The 18,319-nt window shown below is 62.7% G+C and carries 12 protein-coding genes; 2 read left to right on the top strand and 10 right to left on the bottom strand.

Annotated elements, in window-relative coordinates; translation table 11 throughout:
• Positions 1–47: 47 nt before the first annotated feature.
• From pbpC to BFW87_RS11210, 3 genes are all read right to left on the bottom strand, one after another.
• Positions 48–2,357, bottom strand: coding sequence for a penicillin-binding protein 1C (gene pbpC / locus BFW87_RS11220; RefSeq protein WP_078739889.1), 2,310 nt, complete (start codon positions 2,355–2,357; stop codon positions 48–50).
• Entirely contained in the window at positions 2,338–8,145 is a 5,808-nt protein-coding gene (locus BFW87_RS11215; protein WP_078739888.1) for an alpha-2-macroglobulin, read from the bottom strand. Before BFW87_RS11215 ends, pbpC begins: the two co-directional genes overlap by 20 nt.
• A 78-nt stretch (positions 8,146–8,223) precedes the next feature.
• The gene (locus BFW87_RS11210; RefSeq protein ID WP_078739887.1) at positions 8,224–8,853 is read right to left on the bottom strand and encodes a LysE family translocator; all 630 of its coding nucleotides are present in this window, start codon (positions 8,851–8,853) and stop codon (positions 8,224–8,226) included.
• A gap of 135 nt (positions 8,854–8,988) precedes the next feature.
• Here BFW87_RS11210 and BFW87_RS11205 point away from each other — a divergent pair, with 135 nt between their 5' ends.
• Positions 8,989–9,462, top strand: a complete 474-nt coding sequence (locus tag BFW87_RS11205; RefSeq protein WP_029529034.1) for an Lrp/AsnC family transcriptional regulator — start codon at positions 8,989–8,991, stop codon at positions 9,460–9,462.
• 122 nt (positions 9,463–9,584) lie between these two features.
• Here the strand turns inward: BFW87_RS11205 and BFW87_RS11200 are convergent, their stop codons facing one another.
• The 7 genes from BFW87_RS11200 to BFW87_RS11165 all read right to left on the bottom strand — a co-directional run bounded on the left by BFW87_RS11200 (position 9,585) and on the right by BFW87_RS11165 (position 16,083).
• On the bottom strand, positions 9,585–9,785 hold the full coding sequence (locus BFW87_RS11200; RefSeq protein WP_071485312.1) for a DUF3077 domain-containing protein: 201 nt from the start codon (positions 9,783–9,785) through the stop codon (positions 9,585–9,587).
• A 613-nt stretch (positions 9,786–10,398) separates the two neighbouring features.
• Positions 10,399–11,331 (bottom strand): phosphatidate cytidylyltransferase, encoded by a 933-nt coding sequence (locus BFW87_RS11190; protein WP_078739885.1) that lies wholly within the window; start codon positions 11,329–11,331, stop codon positions 10,399–10,401.
• 1 nt (position 11,332) lies between these two features.
• The gene (locus tag BFW87_RS11185; RefSeq protein WP_078739884.1) at positions 11,333–11,953 is read right to left on the bottom strand and encodes a lysophospholipid acyltransferase family protein; all 621 of its coding nucleotides are present in this window, start codon (positions 11,951–11,953) and stop codon (positions 11,333–11,335) included.
• 9 nt (positions 11,954–11,962) lie between these two features.
• The gene (locus BFW87_RS11180) at positions 11,963–12,406 is read right to left on the bottom strand and encodes a hypothetical protein (protein WP_078739883.1); all 444 of its coding nucleotides are present in this window, start codon (positions 12,404–12,406) and stop codon (positions 11,963–11,965) included.
• The gene (locus BFW87_RS11175) at positions 12,396–13,694 is read right to left on the bottom strand and encodes a phosphatase PAP2/dual specificity phosphatase family protein (protein ID WP_078739882.1); all 1,299 of its coding nucleotides are present in this window, start codon (positions 13,692–13,694) and stop codon (positions 12,396–12,398) included. The genes BFW87_RS11180 and BFW87_RS11175 overlap by 11 nt, the downstream gene beginning before the upstream one ends.
• A gap of 2 nt (positions 13,695–13,696) precedes the next feature.
• The gene (locus BFW87_RS11170) at positions 13,697–15,451 is read right to left on the bottom strand and encodes a bifunctional alpha/beta hydrolase/class I SAM-dependent methyltransferase (RefSeq protein WP_078739881.1); all 1,755 of its coding nucleotides are present in this window, start codon (positions 15,449–15,451) and stop codon (positions 13,697–13,699) included.
• Between the two features lie 11 nt (positions 15,452–15,462).
• Entirely contained in the window at positions 15,463–16,083 is a 621-nt protein-coding gene (locus tag BFW87_RS11165; protein ID WP_078739880.1) for a CDP-alcohol phosphatidyltransferase family protein, read from the bottom strand.
• A 303-nt stretch (positions 16,084–16,386) separates the two neighbouring features.
• Between BFW87_RS11165 and hflK the strand changes: the two genes are divergently transcribed.
• Positions 16,387–18,312, top strand: a complete 1,926-nt coding sequence (gene hflK, locus BFW87_RS11160; protein ID WP_078739879.1) for a protease modulator HflK — start codon at positions 16,387–16,389, stop codon at positions 18,310–18,312.
• The last annotated feature ends 7 nt before the right edge of the window (positions 18,313–18,319 follow it).

Raw genomic sequence — 18,319 nt, 5'->3', positions numbered from 1 at the left:
GCAGTCCAACGCGGGACAAGCCCGCTCGCCACAATGAAGGTGCTCGTCTAGGGCACAAACTCCACTTTCAAACCCCGGCTGGTGCTGCGTCCCTGATCATCGCTGACCCGCAGCCGGTACTCCCCCGACTTGCCCGGCCGCCAGTTCAGCGTGGTTTGCGGCGGGCCCTGGCCGATCAGGGTCTGGTTGGCAAACCAGTACAGCGTCGCGGCATCGCTGGCGGCGTTGGCGTTCAGCGGGATGCTTTCCTGTGGCTGAGACAGGCGCAACTGATAGCTCACTTGGGTCAGCGGCGAGCGTATTTGCGGCGCTTCGCTGCGGTCGCTGAGGCGGTTGGGCTGGCAGTTTTTCATCACGTTGGGCGGCGTGCGCCGAGGCAGGCCGGCGGCGCGGTACAGGCGCTGCACATCGCTGGGCCAGAATTCGAAGACTTCTTCGCGGGTGTATTGCGCCTCGAACGGCGGGCACGCCGCCTTGCCGGTGCGTGTGTCGATGAGCACCGGACGGTGCAGGTTGGACACGCGAATCGGCGACACGCCGGGGATGTACCAGGTCTTTCGGGTTTGCGGGCACCAGCGGTTGGGCAACTCGCCAGACGCGGCACACACGTCGATGCGCACCAGCCCGGCGGGCGGCTTGTCGGGCTTGATCACCACGTTGGGCTGCGCCAGTGGCAGCGCGTCGGCAATCCGGAAAAACAGCGGCGCGGCGGTCTTGGCGCCGATAAATGCCGGGTTCGGCCGGCCATCGAAATTGCCCACCCACACCACCAGCACATACGGGCCGACCAGCCCTGCGCTCCATGCATCGTGAAAACCCCACGAGGTGCCGGTTTTCCAGGCGGTGCGCCAGTGGCGACCGGGCAAACCGTCGGGCCGCGGGTTGCGGCGCAGCATGTCGCGCACCATAAAGGCGGCTTGCGGCGTCAGCAGTTGCGCACCGGTGGATTGCGGCTGCTCCTGCACATAGCGCAGCGGCCGCAAATGCCCGTCACCGGCCAGCATCACGTACAGCCGCGCCAGTTCCTCCGGCGTCATCTCGCCGCCGCCGAGGGCCAGGGCCAAGCCGTAATGGCTTTCGTCACGCAAGCCTTTGATGCCGGCGCGTTGCAGCAGGCCGTATAAAGAGGGGGATTTCACCTGGCTGGCGAGCCACACCGCCGGGATATTTCGGCTACGGATTAACGCGTCCCGTGCCGTCAGTGGGCCGACAAAACTGCCGTCGAAATTTTCCGGTTGGAAGTAGCCGAAGTTCGTCGGCAAATCCTTAAGGATGCTCATGGGGTGGATCACGCCCTGATCCAGCGCCAGCCCATACAAAAATGGTTTGAGGGTCGAACCCGGCGAGCGCCGCGACAACACGCCGTTGACTTGACCGTGAATGCCTGTGGATAAGTAATCCGCCGAGCCCACCAGCGCTTTCACGCTCTGGTCGCGGCTGTCGATGAGGATCGCCGTGGCGTTCTCCACGCCGGTGCTGCGCCGCTCGGCGATAAAGCCGGTGATCAGGCGCTCCAGCAATTGCTGCAACGGCAGATTAAGCGTGCTGTTGATTTCATTGCCGGCCTGGGACGCCAGCAGTTGCTCGCTCAAGTGCGGCGCCAGAAACGGTATTTGCTGGCGGTTGCGGGCTTCCAGCGCCAAGTCCAGCAAACTGTCGTTACGCGGGTCTTGTGGATAAGTTTCGCGCCAGTCCGCCATCAACCGCAGCCGTGCGTTTTGCAGCGAAGGCCCGAAGCGTGCGCGCCGTCCCGGTTGCTGCGGAATCACCGCCAGCGCCAAGGCTTCGGACAACGACAACTGCGCGGCCGACTTGCCAAAATAGATGCGGCTGGCCGCCTCGGCGCCTTCGATATTGCCGCCCATGGGCGCCAGGTTCAGGTAAGCCTCAAGGATGTCGTGTTTGCTGTAACGCGCCTCCAGCCACAACGCCAATGCCATCTGCTGCAACTTGCCGGGTACCTGGCGGGTGTTCAGGTCCCACAGGCGCCGTGCCAATTGCATGCTCAAGGTTGAGCCGCCCTGGCGCTGGCCGCCGCTGTAAGTGGCCAGCGCCGCGCGCAGCAACGCCGGGGGATTGATCCCCGGGTGCCAGTAGAAATTGCGGTCTTCCTTGAGCAGCAAGGCTTCGACCAATGACGGTGACATACGCTCCAGCGGTAGCCAAAGTCGGTATTGGCCGTCGTCAGCCAGCGTCATGCGCAACAGCGAGCCATCGTCGGCCAATACCACCCGCGACGAGGTCACGGCTTGCTCCAGCGGGGCATGCGGCCACAGCCGCAGCCCCGCCAGCCCTCCCACAAAGAGCGCCGCCGCTGCCAGCAGCGGCGTCAGGCGTTTAAGGCTTGGTAATTTCAAGCTGGCCTACTTTGCCGCGCCCTTGCAGGGTGGTTTCGTACATGCCTTCGGCGTAGGCCGGTGGCGTGTTGAAGGTACCGGCGTTGGTGGCGCGCACGCGGTAAACGAAAGTGCCTACGTCGCGCAGCGCGGTGCCGTACAACACTACCCGATCATCGCGCACGTCCACGTAGTCCGGCTGCCAGTTACTCAGCTCGGTTTCGCCGATGGGCGCCTGCCAGGTTTCAGTTTCTTCGCCGTCGGCGGTTTCCACGTACTCGGCATCATCGCTTTCACTTTCCTCGGTGCTGGCGGCTTCCGGCTCCGGCGGCAAGTTATACACAGGCTCGACGCCCCCCGGCAGCAAGTCGACCACGGCCACTTGCTGCACTTGGTCACGGTCGGTGGCGCGCAGGCGCAGGCGCACCAGGAACTCATCGCCTACCGCGACTTTGCTCACCGGCTCGCCTTTGAGGTCGAGGTACTCGTGGATAATTTCCAGGCCATTGGTGATCGGCTTGAGCTTGGCGCCCTTGTCGAAACCGGCTTCGCTGAGCATGTAGAACGCGGCCGGGCCGTCGGTTTTTTCCATCACTAGCTTCTGCGTGGCGCCCGGTACGGCAGCGCGCGGCGGTTGGCCAGCCATTTCCAGCAATTGTTGTTGCTTGTCGCCCAGCCAGGCGGTGGCCTTGAGGGTCATGTCGCTTTGGGCACGCTGGCCGTAATTGTCCAGGGCGCGCAGCAACAGGGCTGCCGACAACGAGTTGTAACGCTGCTCGTTAAGGCGCTTGCCGAGTTTATCCAGCAGCGCCGCCGGCACGTCGTCCAGCAACTCGGGGAAGTGCCGCGCGAGCAGGTGCAGGTGCTCGGCATCGTGCACCAGCGGGTCGTAATACAGGCCGTCGCTGTCCCACTTATCCACAAGCGAGCGCCATGGAACCTTGCGGAATAGCGCGTCCGCCTGACGATCCTGCTTGAGCAGTTTGTAGCTGGCGGCCAGGTACGCGGCGCCCAGATCGTTCTGCCACGTGTCCTTGAAGTAAGTCTCGTAGCGCTCGCGGATATCGCTCAAGGCGCCGCTCACCAGAATCCCCTGACGGCTTAGCAGGTAACTGGCGTACGCGCGGTTGCGCAATTCCGACAGGCCTTCGCTCGGGCCGTTGGCCAAATCTGTCAGATAGGCATTCGAGCGTACCAACAGGTCTTCCGGCACCGGCAGCCCGCGTTCCCTGGCTTCGATCAGGAAGTCGGTGGCGTACAGGCTGGCGTAAGGCGCCACGTCCGGGTTGGCCGCCCACAAGCCAAAGCCTCCGGCCTGATTCTGACGCTGGCGCAGCATGCGTACGGCGCTGCTGAAGGCCTGCTCGGCTTCGGGCGCGTTGCCGCCCCAGATCAACGCCGGCATGGCCTTGGACACCAATTGCTCGGTGCAGGCGTAGCCGTAGTCATCCAGGTAATGCTTGAGGCCGTTGGCCCACACCAGCGGCGAGGCCGCCACGCCCAGTTGCACGTCGCGCAGTTGGCTGAACAGCTCGCGGGTGGGTTTGAGCTCTTTGCTGGCGCTGTCGAAACGGCCCAGGCTCAGGGCTACGCGGTGTTCGCTCAGTGGGCGGATCGAGGTGGTTTCGGCCACCTGGATGCGCTTGCCGTCGGGCAGTACCGCGACAAAACGCAGGTCCGCCGAGCCGAGGGTTTCACCCACCTTGATCTTGAACTCGGCGGTGCCTTCCTTGCGCGGTTGCAACGACAGCGTGCTGGCCTTGTCGCCCTGCACGATCAGCCCCGCGCTGGTCTGCACTTCAAACTTCACATCGGCCGCCGCGTCGAGGTTGCTGAACACCCCGGCGCTGACGCTGAACACATCCCCCGGCGCCACAAAGGCGGGCACGTTAGGCGTGATCACGATCGGCCCGCGCACGTCGGTGCTGGCCTCGCTGACGCCGACGCTGTCGGCATCCACCGCCACCGCAAACAGGTGCAACTTGCCGTTGAAGCTGTCCGGTACCTGGTAATGCAGCACGGTTTCACCGGCCGGCAGGTCGACCAACCCGGACCACCAGGCCACTGGCGGCTGATGTTTACGTTTGAACGGGTTCAGGTGATTGGCCAGGGCGCCTTCTGTATCGCCACCGGGCGCTGCCCCACTGAGCAGGCGGCTGAATTCCGGCAGGATCAGGTCAAGAATCTGACTGGTGCCGACCTCCAACGCGCGTTTCTGGAAGAAGAACCCCAACGGGTCCGGCGTCTGATAGCGCGCCACTTGCAGGATGCCTTCGTCCACCGCGTAGACCACTGCGCGGCCCGGGCGGTCGGCCGTCACCTTGATGTCCAGCGTTTGCCCCGGCTCGATCTTCACAGGCCCTTCAACCTTCAACGCCATGCGTCGCGCATCCAGGTTGATGCTGAACGGCACCACGCCGTAGGACAGCGGGCTCATGTACACCTCGGCCGAGCCCATATCGCGCACAAACTGCACGTTGACGTAGGCATTGCCCTCAAGCCCCGCAGGCACACGGATGTGTTGCACGCTGTTGGTGCTGTCGGCCTTGAACCACTGCTGGGTGTAGACCTTGTCGCGCTCAATGGTGATCAAGCCCGCGCCGGTGTACGGCGCGCGAATGCTGATGGCAATCTCATCACCGCTGGCGTAGCTGCGTTTATCCAGGCGCAGTTGCAGTTCGGCGTTGCGCTCAAGCGAGCGAGAGGTGTTGCCACGCCCGGCCACGCTGTAGTCGATCTGGTTCAGCAGGTTGCCGTTGGCGTCCTTCACTTGCAGGGTGAAATCCCCCGGCGTGCCGGTGTTCAAGGCCTGCTTGGCGCCGTCTTTGCTCATCACCAACGGCGAGGCCGGTTGGCTGATGTTCTTGATGCGCGACTCGTATTTGTAAGTGCCGTTGGACTGTTTCACCAGCACCGACACGTAACGGTGTTCGACCACTTCACTGGTCAGGCCCTCTACGGCCAGCGGGGTCAGGTCGGGTGCGACGGCCAGCCATTGCACCTCGCGCGGGGCGTCCTTGGCGACGTACGACAGCGAATCCTGACTTTTCACACCGACGAGGTAAGGCGCGGACGACACCAGCAAGGCACTTTGCGCCGCCACGTTGCGACCGCCTTCGGCTTCGAACACCTGGGTCATCACTTGCAGGCGATAGGTGCTGTTGGCGAAACGTTGCAGGTTGAGGTCGAGCACCGCCTGGCCGTTATCGTCGACGGTGGTTTCGGCCAGGTCTTCGGTGCTGGCATCTTCCAGGGAATCATTGAGGCGGAAGCGGTAATCCGGGTAACGGTCGAACGCCGCGAGCGTGGGGCTCAGGGACATTTTCGCGGTGACGCGACGGCCCGACGCCGGGGCGCCGAACAGGTGCATGGCGGTGACTTTGGCCACCACTTGGTCCGGTGGAATCCAGCCCTGCACAGGCGTGTCGTGCAGGCTCAGGCTGACTTTCATGCGGTCCGGCTCAAAGTCGCGGACCTTGAAGCTGACACTGCCCAGGTCGGTGCGGGTTTGCTTCTCGCCGATCAGTTGCAAGGTTGCGGTGTACTCCCCGGCGGGGGCGACTTCGCTGCTGGGGAAATCAAAGGTTTCAAAACCGCTGGCGGACAGCTTAAGCGGTTGGCGAATCACTTCCAGGCCGCGCGGGTCGGTAATTTGCAGTTCCACCGGCAGGCCTTGCAGCGCGCCTTTCCAGTTGCCACTGCGCACGATCATGCCCAAATGCGCGGTTTCGCCCGGGCGGTACAGGCCACGGTCGGTAAACATATAGGCGCTGAGGCGATCAATCGCACCGTCTTCTTCCAAACCGCCTACATCAAAGCGCGACAAATCCAGCTGTTGGGAGCGACGGGCAATCGGCAGGAACGACTGGTCATTGCCGCGCGTGACCACATACATCAGCGGCGTTTTCTCACGGCGCAGTTCATCCAGCTTGGCAAAATGCGCGTGGCCTTCGGCGTCGGTGCGGCCACTGCTGACCGGCAAACCGTTGCGGCCGATGATGTCGACTTGCGCGTCGGACACCGGCGAACCATTGCCGATGGACTGCACGTACACATCATGGCTGCCGTCGCTGGAGCGTTTGGCGATGATGCCCAAGTCCGTCACCACGATGAAACGCAGGTCGCTGGTGCTCGTGCTGTCGTACTCGAAGGTGCGTTCCGCCGGATCATCCTGCGGGCTCAGCTTGAGCACAAAAATGCCGCGTCGGCCGCCATTGGCGGTGAGGTAGTGGCTGAGGTCCACGTTGTCGTAAACGGTTTTCGCCGGGTCATTGGACGACAGCGGAATGTCCAGGGACTGGCGCTCGACCATGCGATCGAAATACTCGTTGCCAAAGTTGGGCCGGGCGAAGCTGCCGCTGCTCTGGTCCACCAAATGTTGCAGCTGGTTGGGCAGCAGGCGGGCGATTTCCACATGGGCGCCGGGTACGCCACGGGCCATGAAGCCCAGGCGTTTTTCGCCATTAAGGCTGAGCAACGCGCCGTCAGACAAAAACTGCAAGGTGCGCGGATACGCCGGCATGCTGATCAGCGACGCCGTAGGATTTTTCGCCAGATAGCCGCCGATGGCTTCCAGGTTGGCCGGCACGCGCACATACAGCGCGCGACCCGCCGGGGCCTTGAACTTGAAGGCGTGCAAGGTGTTCAGCGGCTCGACGCTGGGTACGTGGGTCAGTTTGACCTTGGTGCTGCGGGCCAGCAGGGCGTCATCAATGTCGTTGCTGTTATAGGGGCGTGTGTCGTCCTGGGCTTTTTCCGGCAGCAGCCAGGCCTGAACCTTACCGGCAATGGTCTCATCGGCCACGGCGCTGGAGCTGCTGAACATCAGCACCGGCTCCGGCTCGCCGCGTTCATTGTCGACAAAACTCACTTCGGCGGCGGTGAAGGTCAGGCGATAACGGCCCGGTACGGTGACTTCCGACACCAGCGGTGCGGTGCTGGCGTTGCCGCCGTCGCGGGCCTTGATGCCTTCGTCGAGCTTGGCGCTGACCGGCGTGCTTTCCAGCGGCGTGGCCAGGGCGGCCGAGCGCACGTAGGCATTGAGCTTTTTATCGTCGAAGGTGATTTCCGGACGGTTCGGTAACTGGGCGTCGCGGTAAGCCAGGCCTTTGCCGAGGATGACCGTCGCGCGTTTGCGCAGGTTGTCTTCATCCACCGGGTGGGAAAAATGAAAGGTCGCCACCAGCTGTTTCAGCGTCGGGTTGGACGGGTCCTGATACAGCTCGTTTTGCGCCAGGGTCGCGCGAAATGGCTGGGTGGAAAACTGGCTGCTGTATTGGCTGAGCAACACGCCGTCGGCCATCAGGTTTTTCTTGGCCAGGTCGAGGGTGTAATGGGCGTCGATGGGCCAGTCTTTTTCCGGCACGAACTGCAAGGTGTGGTCATCGGACCAGCGCCAGGCACCCGCGACCTCGGGTTTGAGGGTGATGCCTTCGGTCACCGGCTTGCCAATCGCCGCCAGGGGGGCCACGGATTCGGCGAAACGCACCTGCAAGTTATCCACAACCGGTACGGGCTGGGTGTAGTCGGTGAGGTTTGGTTTGTGCAGCGAATAGCCCACGGTGTGCGGCTGCGGCAGATGGGAATACCACTGCCAGCCGTAGAAGCCAGCGGCGGCCAGCAATACCAGGCCCAAGACCCCGGCGCCCGCCTGGCGCGGATAAGCGCGAGCCTTGCCTCCCAAGTTCCCCAGCCCACGGCCGATAGTCCGCAGCCACGAAGGCGGTTGCCATTGGCCAAAGACGGCCCTCACCACAGTCAATAACGCACCGGCAATACGGCGGCTGATCGCTTTCAACGAATCGAACATGGTGAGCATCCCTGGCTAAGTGCGGCGTATATTACACGCGTCTTTGATACAAAAGATGACCGTGATACGCCGATCGGCTCAGGCGTGTTGCACAAAGGTGAGGCGTACCGCAAAACCGATCAAAAGACTGCCAAACAACCACTGCTGCACGCGTTGCGCCGAGCGATTGCGCGCCAGCCAGTGGCCGATACGCGCACCGGCCAGGGCGTAACAGCAATCGAACACGAAACCGACGGCCACCAGAATCACGCCCAGCCAAGCAAACTGCGCCGCCACCGGGCCGGCCTGCGGGTTGATGAACTGCGGCAGCAGCACCGAGCAGAACAGCAGCGCCTTGGGGTTGAGCAGGTTTGTGAGCAGGCCACGCTGGAATGCCGCGCGCCAGGCATGGGCTGTTGTCGCGGTATTGGCCGAGTCGAGGGCGGGCAGCATGTTGGCGCGCAGGCACTGCACGCCCAGCCACAACAGATAGGCCGCGCCACCCAGGCGCACCACGTCAAACGTCCACGGTGCCACCTTGAATAGGGTCGCCAAGCCCATGCCCGCCAGTGCCACATGGCATGCTCGCGCCAGCCCCAGGCCAATCGCCGTGGTCAGCGCCAAGGCTTTGCCCTGGCGGGCGCCGGTTTGCAGCAGCAGGATCATGTCCGGCCCCGGCAACAGATACGCCACCGAAAGAGCCACCAGAAATAACCAGAGTTCCGCCATGTTTCACCTCCTCAAATGTTGGCTAATTCTAGAGTTGAAGGGTGGGGCAGGTGCTTGCGTAGTCAGCCAGAAAAGCGTCTAGTCTTGGCACTGTCTGCCAATAATCACTACTGCGGCCATTCACTTATGCCAAATCTGAAACTCGATGCTTTTGACCGCAAGATTCTTGAAGCCCTGCAGCGCGATGGTCGCCTGAGCAACGTGCAGCTCGCCGATGAGATCGGCCTGTCTGCTTCACCTTGCCTGAGGCGTGTGCGCCTGCTCGAAGAAGCCGGGGTGATTCGCGGCTACCAGGCCACCCTCGACCGCGATGAAGTGGGCCTGGGGATGATGGTGTTTGTTGGCGTGAAGGTGGAGCGCCACAACGACACCGAGGCCAACGCCTTTCGCGAGGCCGTGATGGCGCTGCCGGAGGTGATCTCGGCGTTTCTGGTGTCGGGGGAATCGGACTTTCTGTTGCAGGTGGTGGTGCCGGATTTGCGCGGGTATGAGCGGTTTGTCACCGGCAGCCTGTTGAAGCTGCCGGGGGTGAGGGATATTCGCAGTAATTTCGCGATTCAAACCGTGAAAACCCCAGGGGCGTTGCCGCTGGGGCATTTGCCCGGCTGATAGCGTACTTGAAACCACCGCCCAACCCCTGTGGGAGCTGGCTTGCCTGCGATAGCGTCGGCACAGCCAGTATTTATGTCAGCTGACACTCCGTCATCGCAGGCAAGCCAGCTCCCACAGGGTTACTGCGGGCTCATGCAGTCCAGTGAACGGTCCACCATGACCTTGGCCATCTCCATCAAGTAGCCGGCGGCTTTGGGCGAATCACTTAATCCTTCGGCGCAGTGGAGCAGGTCTGAGGCGTAAGCCAGGGCGTCTTCAAGACTGAGGTCGGGGTGGGGGGTGAAAAAGTGGTGGGGCGGATCAGGTTTTACTTTGCTCATTGCGGTAACTCCAATGTAGGTAATTGGAGCTGCCATCAATCGCGACTAAACGATGGGGTGGCAGCTGTACGCAGGTTAGTCGACCGGAACATTGGGAACCCGGCGCACCCGAAGATGCCCTGCGCACAGCCACCAAAAAGCGTTGGCGAAAAAAAACGCCAGGCTTGCGATGGCGCTTGTGCGCCCAATGTAAATCTTTCCGGGCGACTAAACCCGGTCACTGAGTTGGCAGTGACGAACGCAGACTAGCCACCGAAAAGGCAGGGCACAAGCGGCTGGGATTCTCTCGGAAATGTCCTGCGAAAGAAAGGGACGGGGCAGGTAGGAACGGCAGTTTCAGACTTTGCGCACTCTCGACATTGCCCCGAATCACTGTGGGAGCTGGCTTGCCTGCGATAGCGTCGGCACAGCCAATATTTATGTCAGCTGACACTCCGTCATCGCAGGCAAGCCAGCTCCCACATTTGATGTTCATCAGCCTTTGGATTGGATCGTTCCCACGCTCTGCGTGGGAATGCCGCCCTGGACGCTCCGCGTCCGCTCTTGAGGTCGTGACGCAGAGCGTCACAGGATGCATTGCCACGCGGAGCATGGGAACGATCGGCGTGAGGATTCAGGTCCACCAATACCGCACGAGGTGGAAGAAAATCGGCGCGGCAAAACACACCGAATCCAGCCGATCCAGCATGCCGCCGTGGCCTTCGATCATGTGCCCCCAGTCCTTCACGCCGCGGTCGCGCTTGATCGCCGACATCACGATGCCGCCGGCAAAGCCCAGCAGGTTGATCAGCAGTGCGATCAAGAACGACTGCCACGGGTTGAACGGCGTGGTCCACCACAGCGCCGCGCCGATCAGGGACGAGAGCAAAATGCCGCCGACAAAGCCTTCCACGGTTTTGGACGGCGACAGGTTGGGCGCGATTTTGTGCTTGCCGAACAGCTTGCCGCACACGTACTGCAGCACGTCCGACAGTTGCACCACGATCACCAGGTAGGCGATCAGCAGCAGGTTGCGGCCTTCGTAGCCGGGTATATCGAGGGTCAGCAGCGCGGGCACGAAGGACACGCAGAACACCGCGATCATCAGGCCCCACTGCACTTTCGACGCGCGTTCCAGGAAGTGTGTGCTGTCGCCGCCCAGCGAGGCGAGGATTGGCAGCAGCAGAAACACGTACACCGGGATGAAGATCGAGAACAGCCCGTACCAGTCTGAATAAATCAGCAGGTATTGCAGCGGCAGCGCCAGGTAGAACGCGGCCACCAGTGCCGGGTAGTCGCTGCGGCGGGTGGGGGTGAGGGTGAGGAATTCGCGCAGAGCGTAGAACGATACCGCGTAGAACAGCAGGATCACCGCGCCGGTGCCGAGCCAGAAGGCGATGCCGATCACCACTACCATCACCCACCAGGCGTTGATGCGCGCGTTGAGGTTTTCGACCACCGCGTTGGGCGCGCTGCGTGTGCGCAGCTTGAGGATCAGGCCGATCAGCGAGGCGAGCACCAGGATCGCGCCGATGCCGCCGAATAACATCAGGGTTTGGCTATCCATGTCAGACGTGCTCCGGAGCGAGGGCGAGCAAGGCGTCGCGGGTGCGGGTGAGAAAAGCGACTTTGTCTTCGCCGTCCTCCAGTTGCAGCGGCGCGCCGAAGCTGGTGGTGCACAGTAGAGGCAGTGGCAGCACGCGGCCCTTGGGCATGACCCGGTTGAGGTTGGCGATCCACACCGGGATCAGCTCGGCCTGTGGGTAACTTTTTGCCAGGTGATACAGGCCGCTTTTGAATGGCAGCAGGCCGTCTTCGAGGTTTCGCGTACCTTCGGGGAAGATGATCAGCGAGTCGCCGCCTTCAAGCGCGGCGAGCATGGGCTGCAAGGGGTTATCCACAGGGTCCTTGCGCTCTCGGTCGATCAACACGCCATTGAACACGCGGGTGATGATGTAGCGGCGCAAGGCGCTTTTGTTCCAGTAGTCGCTGCCCGCCACCGGGCGCGTGAATTTGCGCAGGTTTTGCGGCAGCGAGGCCCACAGCAACACGAAGTCGCCGTGGCTGCTGTGGTTGGCGAAGTAGATGCGCTGCACCGGCACCGGCGCGCAACCCAGCCACAGGCTGCGGGCGCCGGTGACGGTGCGGGCCATGGAGGTAATCAGCGTGGCGACCACGGGTTCGAACATGGGGATTCCTTATCCGGCGAAAGGTAGCCAAGGGCTGGCGAGGATCACGGCCAGGGTCAGTGCGGCTTGTGCGCCCAATAACCAGGCCTGCTTGCGCAGCAGTTTGAGGGCGCCGCGACGGCGTTCGGTCCAAGGCCGGCCGACGCGCTTGGCCGATTGCAGGCCGAGGGTTTGCAGGGCCTGGTCGAGGTCTGGCGTGCGTTCGGTGTCGCGGGCCAGCAGGGCGAACAGGTCGGCGTCGAACGCCACGCGCAACGCCCAGTACTTTTGCAGCAGCCCAAGCGCAATCATCCACAGGGCGAGCAACAGGCAGATGGTCGAGATGCTCGCCATCAACAGCTGCGCCAGACCGAATAAAAAGCCGAGCAGCGTCAGGCCTGTGGATAACTGATCCAGCGAACGGCCACGGCGCAGCAGGCTGGCGACAACCTGCAATTCCATATCAGCGGGCATGGGATAACCCCTCCAAAGCTTCACGGTGAGCGGGGTGCAGGACCACATGGGCCCGCGCTGTACGAATAATAGCCAGTGCGTCGTCGACGGTTGCCGCGCGCCCGCTGTGCAACAGCCAGGCGGCTACGGCCGTGGCGCTGCGTGAATAGCCGAGGGCGCAACACACCAGCAATGGGCCGTGTGTGCGCAGGCGCTCGATGGCGTGCGCGGCTTGCAGGCATTCGTCAGGCGTGGGGGCGACAAGGTCCAGCACGGGGATGGATTGATAGGCGCGGCCCTGTGGATTAATCGGCAATTCGGCGCAGAGATCGACGATCGCTTTGAATGAACCTTGCTCTCCTATCGCAGGAATGCGCCCCAGCCAAACGTTATCCACAATCAGATCGGGTTGGGGATGCTTGTGGGTCCACAGGCGCGAATTTATCCACGCGCCTGCCACATAGGGCGCATACAGCCAGCGCGCGGCAGGTGTCAGTCGGCCATCGGCGCGCTTCTGAAAGCCGCTTGCACCAAGCAGCAGGTAATTCGCCTTGATCAAACCCAGAGAAACTGCGGGCCACAGCAGCCATAACCACCATCCGCCCAATACAAAGGTGAGAATCACCAAAACCAATGCGCCCAGCCCATAACGCACGCCCAGCCGCCACCGCTTGGGATCGCGCGTCAGCCTTACATTCAACAACGGGCTCGGATGTTCCACCGGCCACAACCACACGCATATCCAACCGGCGAGGGCGCCTGTGGGTAAGTCGATAAAGTGATGTTGATAAGTGGTCAGCACCGAAACCCCGATCAACGCGAACCAACCGTGCACCAGCAGGCGCCAGAAACCCTGGGTATGCCGCTGGTACATGACCCACAGGATCACTAGCAGCGCGATATGCAACGAAGGCGCTTGATTGAATGGCTTGTCGAACCCCGCCAGCACGGCAAACAGCCAGCCGAACACGCCATCCAGTTCAGGCCGTTCGAAAGTGAAACGCAGCGGCCAGATCAGGAAGCAGCTCACCGCAATGACTTGCGCACTGAGCAGGCGCAGCGCGTGTTGCTTCAGCTCATGCCGAGTGTTGGGCAGCAGCAGGGAAAAGCCGTAGAGCAGGTCGATGGACCAGTACGGCACGATGGTCCACGCCCAAAAGGGCATATGGGTTTCCCAGCCGAACACCAGTGTGCCGACGTCGCTGCGCTGGCTGGTGACCCAGGTGGCGAAGCCGTAGGTGCTGAAAAACAGCGGCGCCAACAGCAGCAGCCAAAGCACCGCTGGTTTCAATAAGCCGGGCTCGCGCATGTTCAGATCTTCTGTGCCAGGGACACGGTGAAAATGCCCCACTCATCCACACGCTGGGTAATTTTGCGGAAACCCGCCGCCTCGACCAGTTGATCCATTTCCGCCTGGCTGCGACGGCGCATCACCCAGGCCTGGCCCTGGCGGTGGCTGGTCAATGCGCGGGCGATCAGTTCCAGCTGCGGGTGCCACGGCTGGCCGGTGTAGACCAGATAACCGCCTGGCTCCACCGCTTCGGCAAGGCCTGCCAATGAACCGCCGACCATGCCGTTGTCGGCAAACAGCTCATACAACCCGGACACCACTGCCAGCGTTGGCTTGGGGTCCAGCGCGGCGAGGTCGGCACGGTCAAACGCATCGCCTTTGACGAATTGGGCGATATCCCCCAGGCCTTTTTCACGAATCAGCGCGCCACCGTCGCGTACGTTGATGTCGCTGTAGTCGCGCAGCAGGATCGATTCCGGCAACGGCGACACACCCTGCAAGGCTTCCAGAATGTAGCGGCCGTGGCCGGCGGCGATGTCGACAATGCGCACTTCGCGATCATCAGCTCGCAACTTGGCCATGGCCAAACGCAGTAGCTCCTCGACATTCAGCTTGCGTTGACGAATGCCGCGCCAGCCGATGGAGTTGAGGTAGTTGGTGTCGATCATTCGCCCCAGCCCGCCCTTGCCGGTGGGCGTGTTGCGGTACACGTAATCCAAGGTGCTACCGGAGTCGAAACCGGTGTCGAAGCCCAGTTTTACGCCGCTCGACAGGTTCTTGCCCAGGCCCATGCTGGCGCGGGTCATGCGCCAGTACAGGTCGCGCAAGGAATTGCGCGGCAGCGGTGCGGCGAGGGATTCGGACTCGGCGCAGGTGGCGCCGAGCTTGTCTGCGTCGAGCAACGAGGCGCGGTCCAGCGGCTGCGTGAAGTTTTGCAGGATAAAGCGCTTGGCGCTGCTCACGGCCACCGCGCGGTCGCGTTCGCCGAGGGTGTCGTGGAAAAAACCGGGCAGGATGTGCAGCTCTTTTTTCAGGCTGCCGAGGCGGTCGAAAAACTGCTGCTGGGGTTTGCGGTGCACCACGAAGTCCGAGCCCGAGATCAACAGTTGGGTGGGCACCTGGATCGCTTGGGCATCGGCTACAACGCGGTCGGCGGCTTCGTACAGCCCGAGCAGCACATTCACCGAGATGGCCTTGGTGATCAGCGGGTCGCTGTCGTAGGAGGCCACGCGCTGCGGGTCGTGGCTGAGGAACTTGGCCTTGACGTAGCTGTTGACGAAAAAGTTGCCGCGAAACCTGCGCATCAGCGCCAGGCCCGGGCGGGCGAAGGGCACGTAGAGTTTGACCTTGAACGCCGGGGAGGCCAGCACTAACGCGCGAATCTTTGGCGCGTAGTCGTGCACCCAAGTGGCTGCGATCACTGCGCCGACGCTTTGGGCGATGACGGCGATGTCTTGCTCTTCAATGCTGTACGTGGCGCCGAGGTGGTCGCAGAAGGTCTGCACATCGCGGGCGCTGGTGGCGAAGCTCGGGCTGTCGCCGCGTTCGCCGGGGGATTGGCCGTGGCCGCGGGCGTCCCAGGCGAAAAAGTCGAACTGCGGCAGATCGAGTTCATCGACCAGGTGGGCGATGCGCCCCGAATGCTCATGGCCGCGATGGAACAGCAGGATCGCCTTTCGCGGCTCATCACCCTGTGGGGCGGTGGCCGGCCAGTGCCGGTAGAAAAGCTCGACGCCATCATGGGTACTGAAGGTGTGTTCTTGCTGTTCGCGCATCGCAAAAATCCTTATGCAATCGGAGAGGTATTGTCTTCTTTGAGGCCTTGGCGCACGCGGTTGACCAGGGTGTAGGCGAGCAGGGCGGCGACCAGCCACATCACCGTGTCGACCCAGCCCGCACCGAGCCAGCCGAGTGCCACGCCGGTGGCCAGCACGCCGAGTACAAAGGCGCGATCACTCTTGCCCATCGGCCCGTCGTAGCGCCGCGAAGCGCCGACCATCGGCCCGAGTACGCCCGCGTATTCGCTGAACACCGCCAGCAACGCCACCAGCAGCACCGGCGCCAGGCTCACGCCGGGGATCAGTGCAAAGGGCAGGATCAGCGCGCTGTCGGCGATCACGTCGCACAGTTCATTGAGGTAGGCGCCAAGGCGCGACTGCTGGCCGAATTCCCGCGCGAGCATGCCGTCGATGGCATTGAGGGCCATGCGCAGGATCATCCACAGCGGGATCAGCGCAAACAGCCAAAGGTGTTGGGCGAAGCTTGCGATCAACAGGCCGACCAGCAGGGAAACCACGCCGGCCAGCACGGTGATCTGGTTGGCGGTTGTGCCGTTGTCGTAGAGGCGCTGCACAAGGGGGCGCAGCAGGTTTTGAAAACGCGGCTTGAGCTGATAGATCGAAATCATGGGGGATGGCGCTTCCTTGTCCGTGAACCCGCGAAAAACTGTTTTGGAGTGTGCCGACTAATCGTGGCCTGCACCAGTGATGGCTCGTGTTTCTGGGGGTTTAATCACGGTCTTCTGCACACCGCCGTACAAATGTGGGAGCGGGCTTGCCCGCGATAGCGGTCTATCAGGCTGACCACCGATAACTGACCCTCCGTCATCGCGGGCAAGCCCGCTCCCACAGGGTTTTGTGTTGTTTTCGAACAAAAATTTCACGCTCCGTGTTATATCGTAACGAATTGTGTACATCTAGGCGTTGAGTGGATGCAAGTGGATCTAGAAGCGGACGGCGCCTCGGTCGAGGGCCTGCCGCGTTTTCAGCAGGGGTTGTTTCACGCACGCAGGCTCCGGCAAGCCGGCATCAGCCTGACGGCCCTGGCCGTGTGCGGTTGGGTGCTGGCGCTGTTTGTCGCGTTGTTTACGCCGTTGTCGATCTGGCCGGTGGTGTTGATCAACTGCGCGTCTGCGCTGCTGGTGCTGGTGGCCGGATTGCAGTCGGCGTGGTGGGCGGCCGACTGGCGCGCTCAAGCGTTGGAAGAGCCGACGACGGCCGTAGTCGATGCACCGGTTGAAGATGCAGGTTTGTACGCGCGCCTTGTGGGGCGTTTCGGCAGCGGTCTGATCGCGCAAATCGGCGCCCCCGTTTTGTGGCTGGCCGGCTGGTCGTTGCTGGCGCTGGTCAGCATCGTCGAATTCTGGAACCTGGCGTTGCCGTCTGCCGCTGTCGGCCAGTCGGCGAGCATCGGCGCCGCGCTGGCATTGGCGCTGGCGTTTGGCTTGCTGGTGTTCGAGCGCCGCCTGGCGCAGGAAACCGCCGCGCAATGGCCGGAAGCATCGCAGCTGGCGCAGTTGAGCCGGGTGGCGATTGTGAGCCTGGTGGTCAGTGCGATTTGCTTGCTGTTCGCCGGCGCAGAGTCGGTATGGCCACTGCGCGTGGCGGTGCTGATCGGTGTGTTGCCGGGGCTGGTCGCAGCGGAATTTTTGCTCCGGGCCGTGCTGTCGCTGTTCAGCCCGCGCCAGCCGCGGGTGGAACCACGCCTGATGGCGCAAAGTTTTATCGCCGGATTGCTGCGCTGGCCGCCCCAGCCCTTATTGGCGCTGCAGCACGAGTTGCACAACCGTTTCGGCATCGACCTGCGCCAGATCTGGGCGTTTACCTACATGCGCCGGGCTTTTTTCCCCGTGTTGTTGGTGGTGCTGGCCGTCGGCTGGGCGTTGACCGGCGTGCACGAAGTGCCCCTGCAAGGTCGTGGGATTTATGAACGCTTTGGCAAACCGGTCGAAGTGTTCGGCCCAGGCTTGCATGCCGGGCTGCCATGGCCATTGGGCCGTGTACTGAATGTGGAAAACGGCGTGGTGCATGAACTGGCCACCAGCGTCAGCGAAGCCGCCGCGCCTGAGCTGGCTCCTGCTGAAGGCCCGGCGCCGTCCATTGCCAACCGGTTGTGGGACGCCAGCCATGTGAATGACAAATCCCAGGTGATCGCCAGCAGCAGCGGCGACAAGCAGAGCTTCCAGATCGTCAATATGGATGTGCGGTTCGTCTACCGCATTGGCCTTACCGATCACGCCGCGCTCGCCGCCACCTACAACACGGCCGACGTGCCGACGCTGATCCGCAGCACGGCCAGCCGCATCCTGGTTCACGATTTTGCCTCGCGCACCCTCGACGAATTACTCGGCGAACAGCGCACCCTTCTCGCTGACGAAGTCGGTCGCGCCGTGCAGGCCGACCTGCAAAAACTCGACAGCGGCGTGGAAATTCTCGCCACGGTGGTCGAAGCCATTCACCCACCGGCGGGCGCGGCCAATGCCTACCACGGCGTGCAAGCCGCGCAGATCGGCGCCCAGGCGTTGATCTCCCGCGAGCGCGGCGCAGCCAGCGAGCAAACCAACCAGGCCTTGCTGCAAGCCAGCACCGCGCGCGACCAGGCCCTGGCCACCGCGCGCGAAGTGAATGCCGGTGCCCAGGCTGCGGACCTGCGTTTTGCCGCCGAGCAAAAGGCGTATGCCACGGCGGGTCAGGCGTTCGTGCTGGAACAGTACCTCGGTCAACTGAGCCTGGGCCTGGCTCACGCCAAGCTGCTTATTCTGGATCATCGCCTGGGCGCCGACGGCGCACCGACGATCGATCTGCGTTCTTTTACGTTGCCGGCCGATCCTTCGGCGCCGCGCAAAGCCGTTCAATAAGGAGTCT

It is taken from the genome of Pseudomonas fluorescens, from assembly GCF_002022275.1.
Taxonomy (GTDB): Bacteria; Pseudomonadota; Gammaproteobacteria; order Pseudomonadales; family Pseudomonadaceae; genus Aquipseudomonas; species Aquipseudomonas fluorescens_AJ.
Note: the sequence above shows the minus strand (reverse complement) of the source record. Positions and strands in the feature narration are given on the sequence as shown.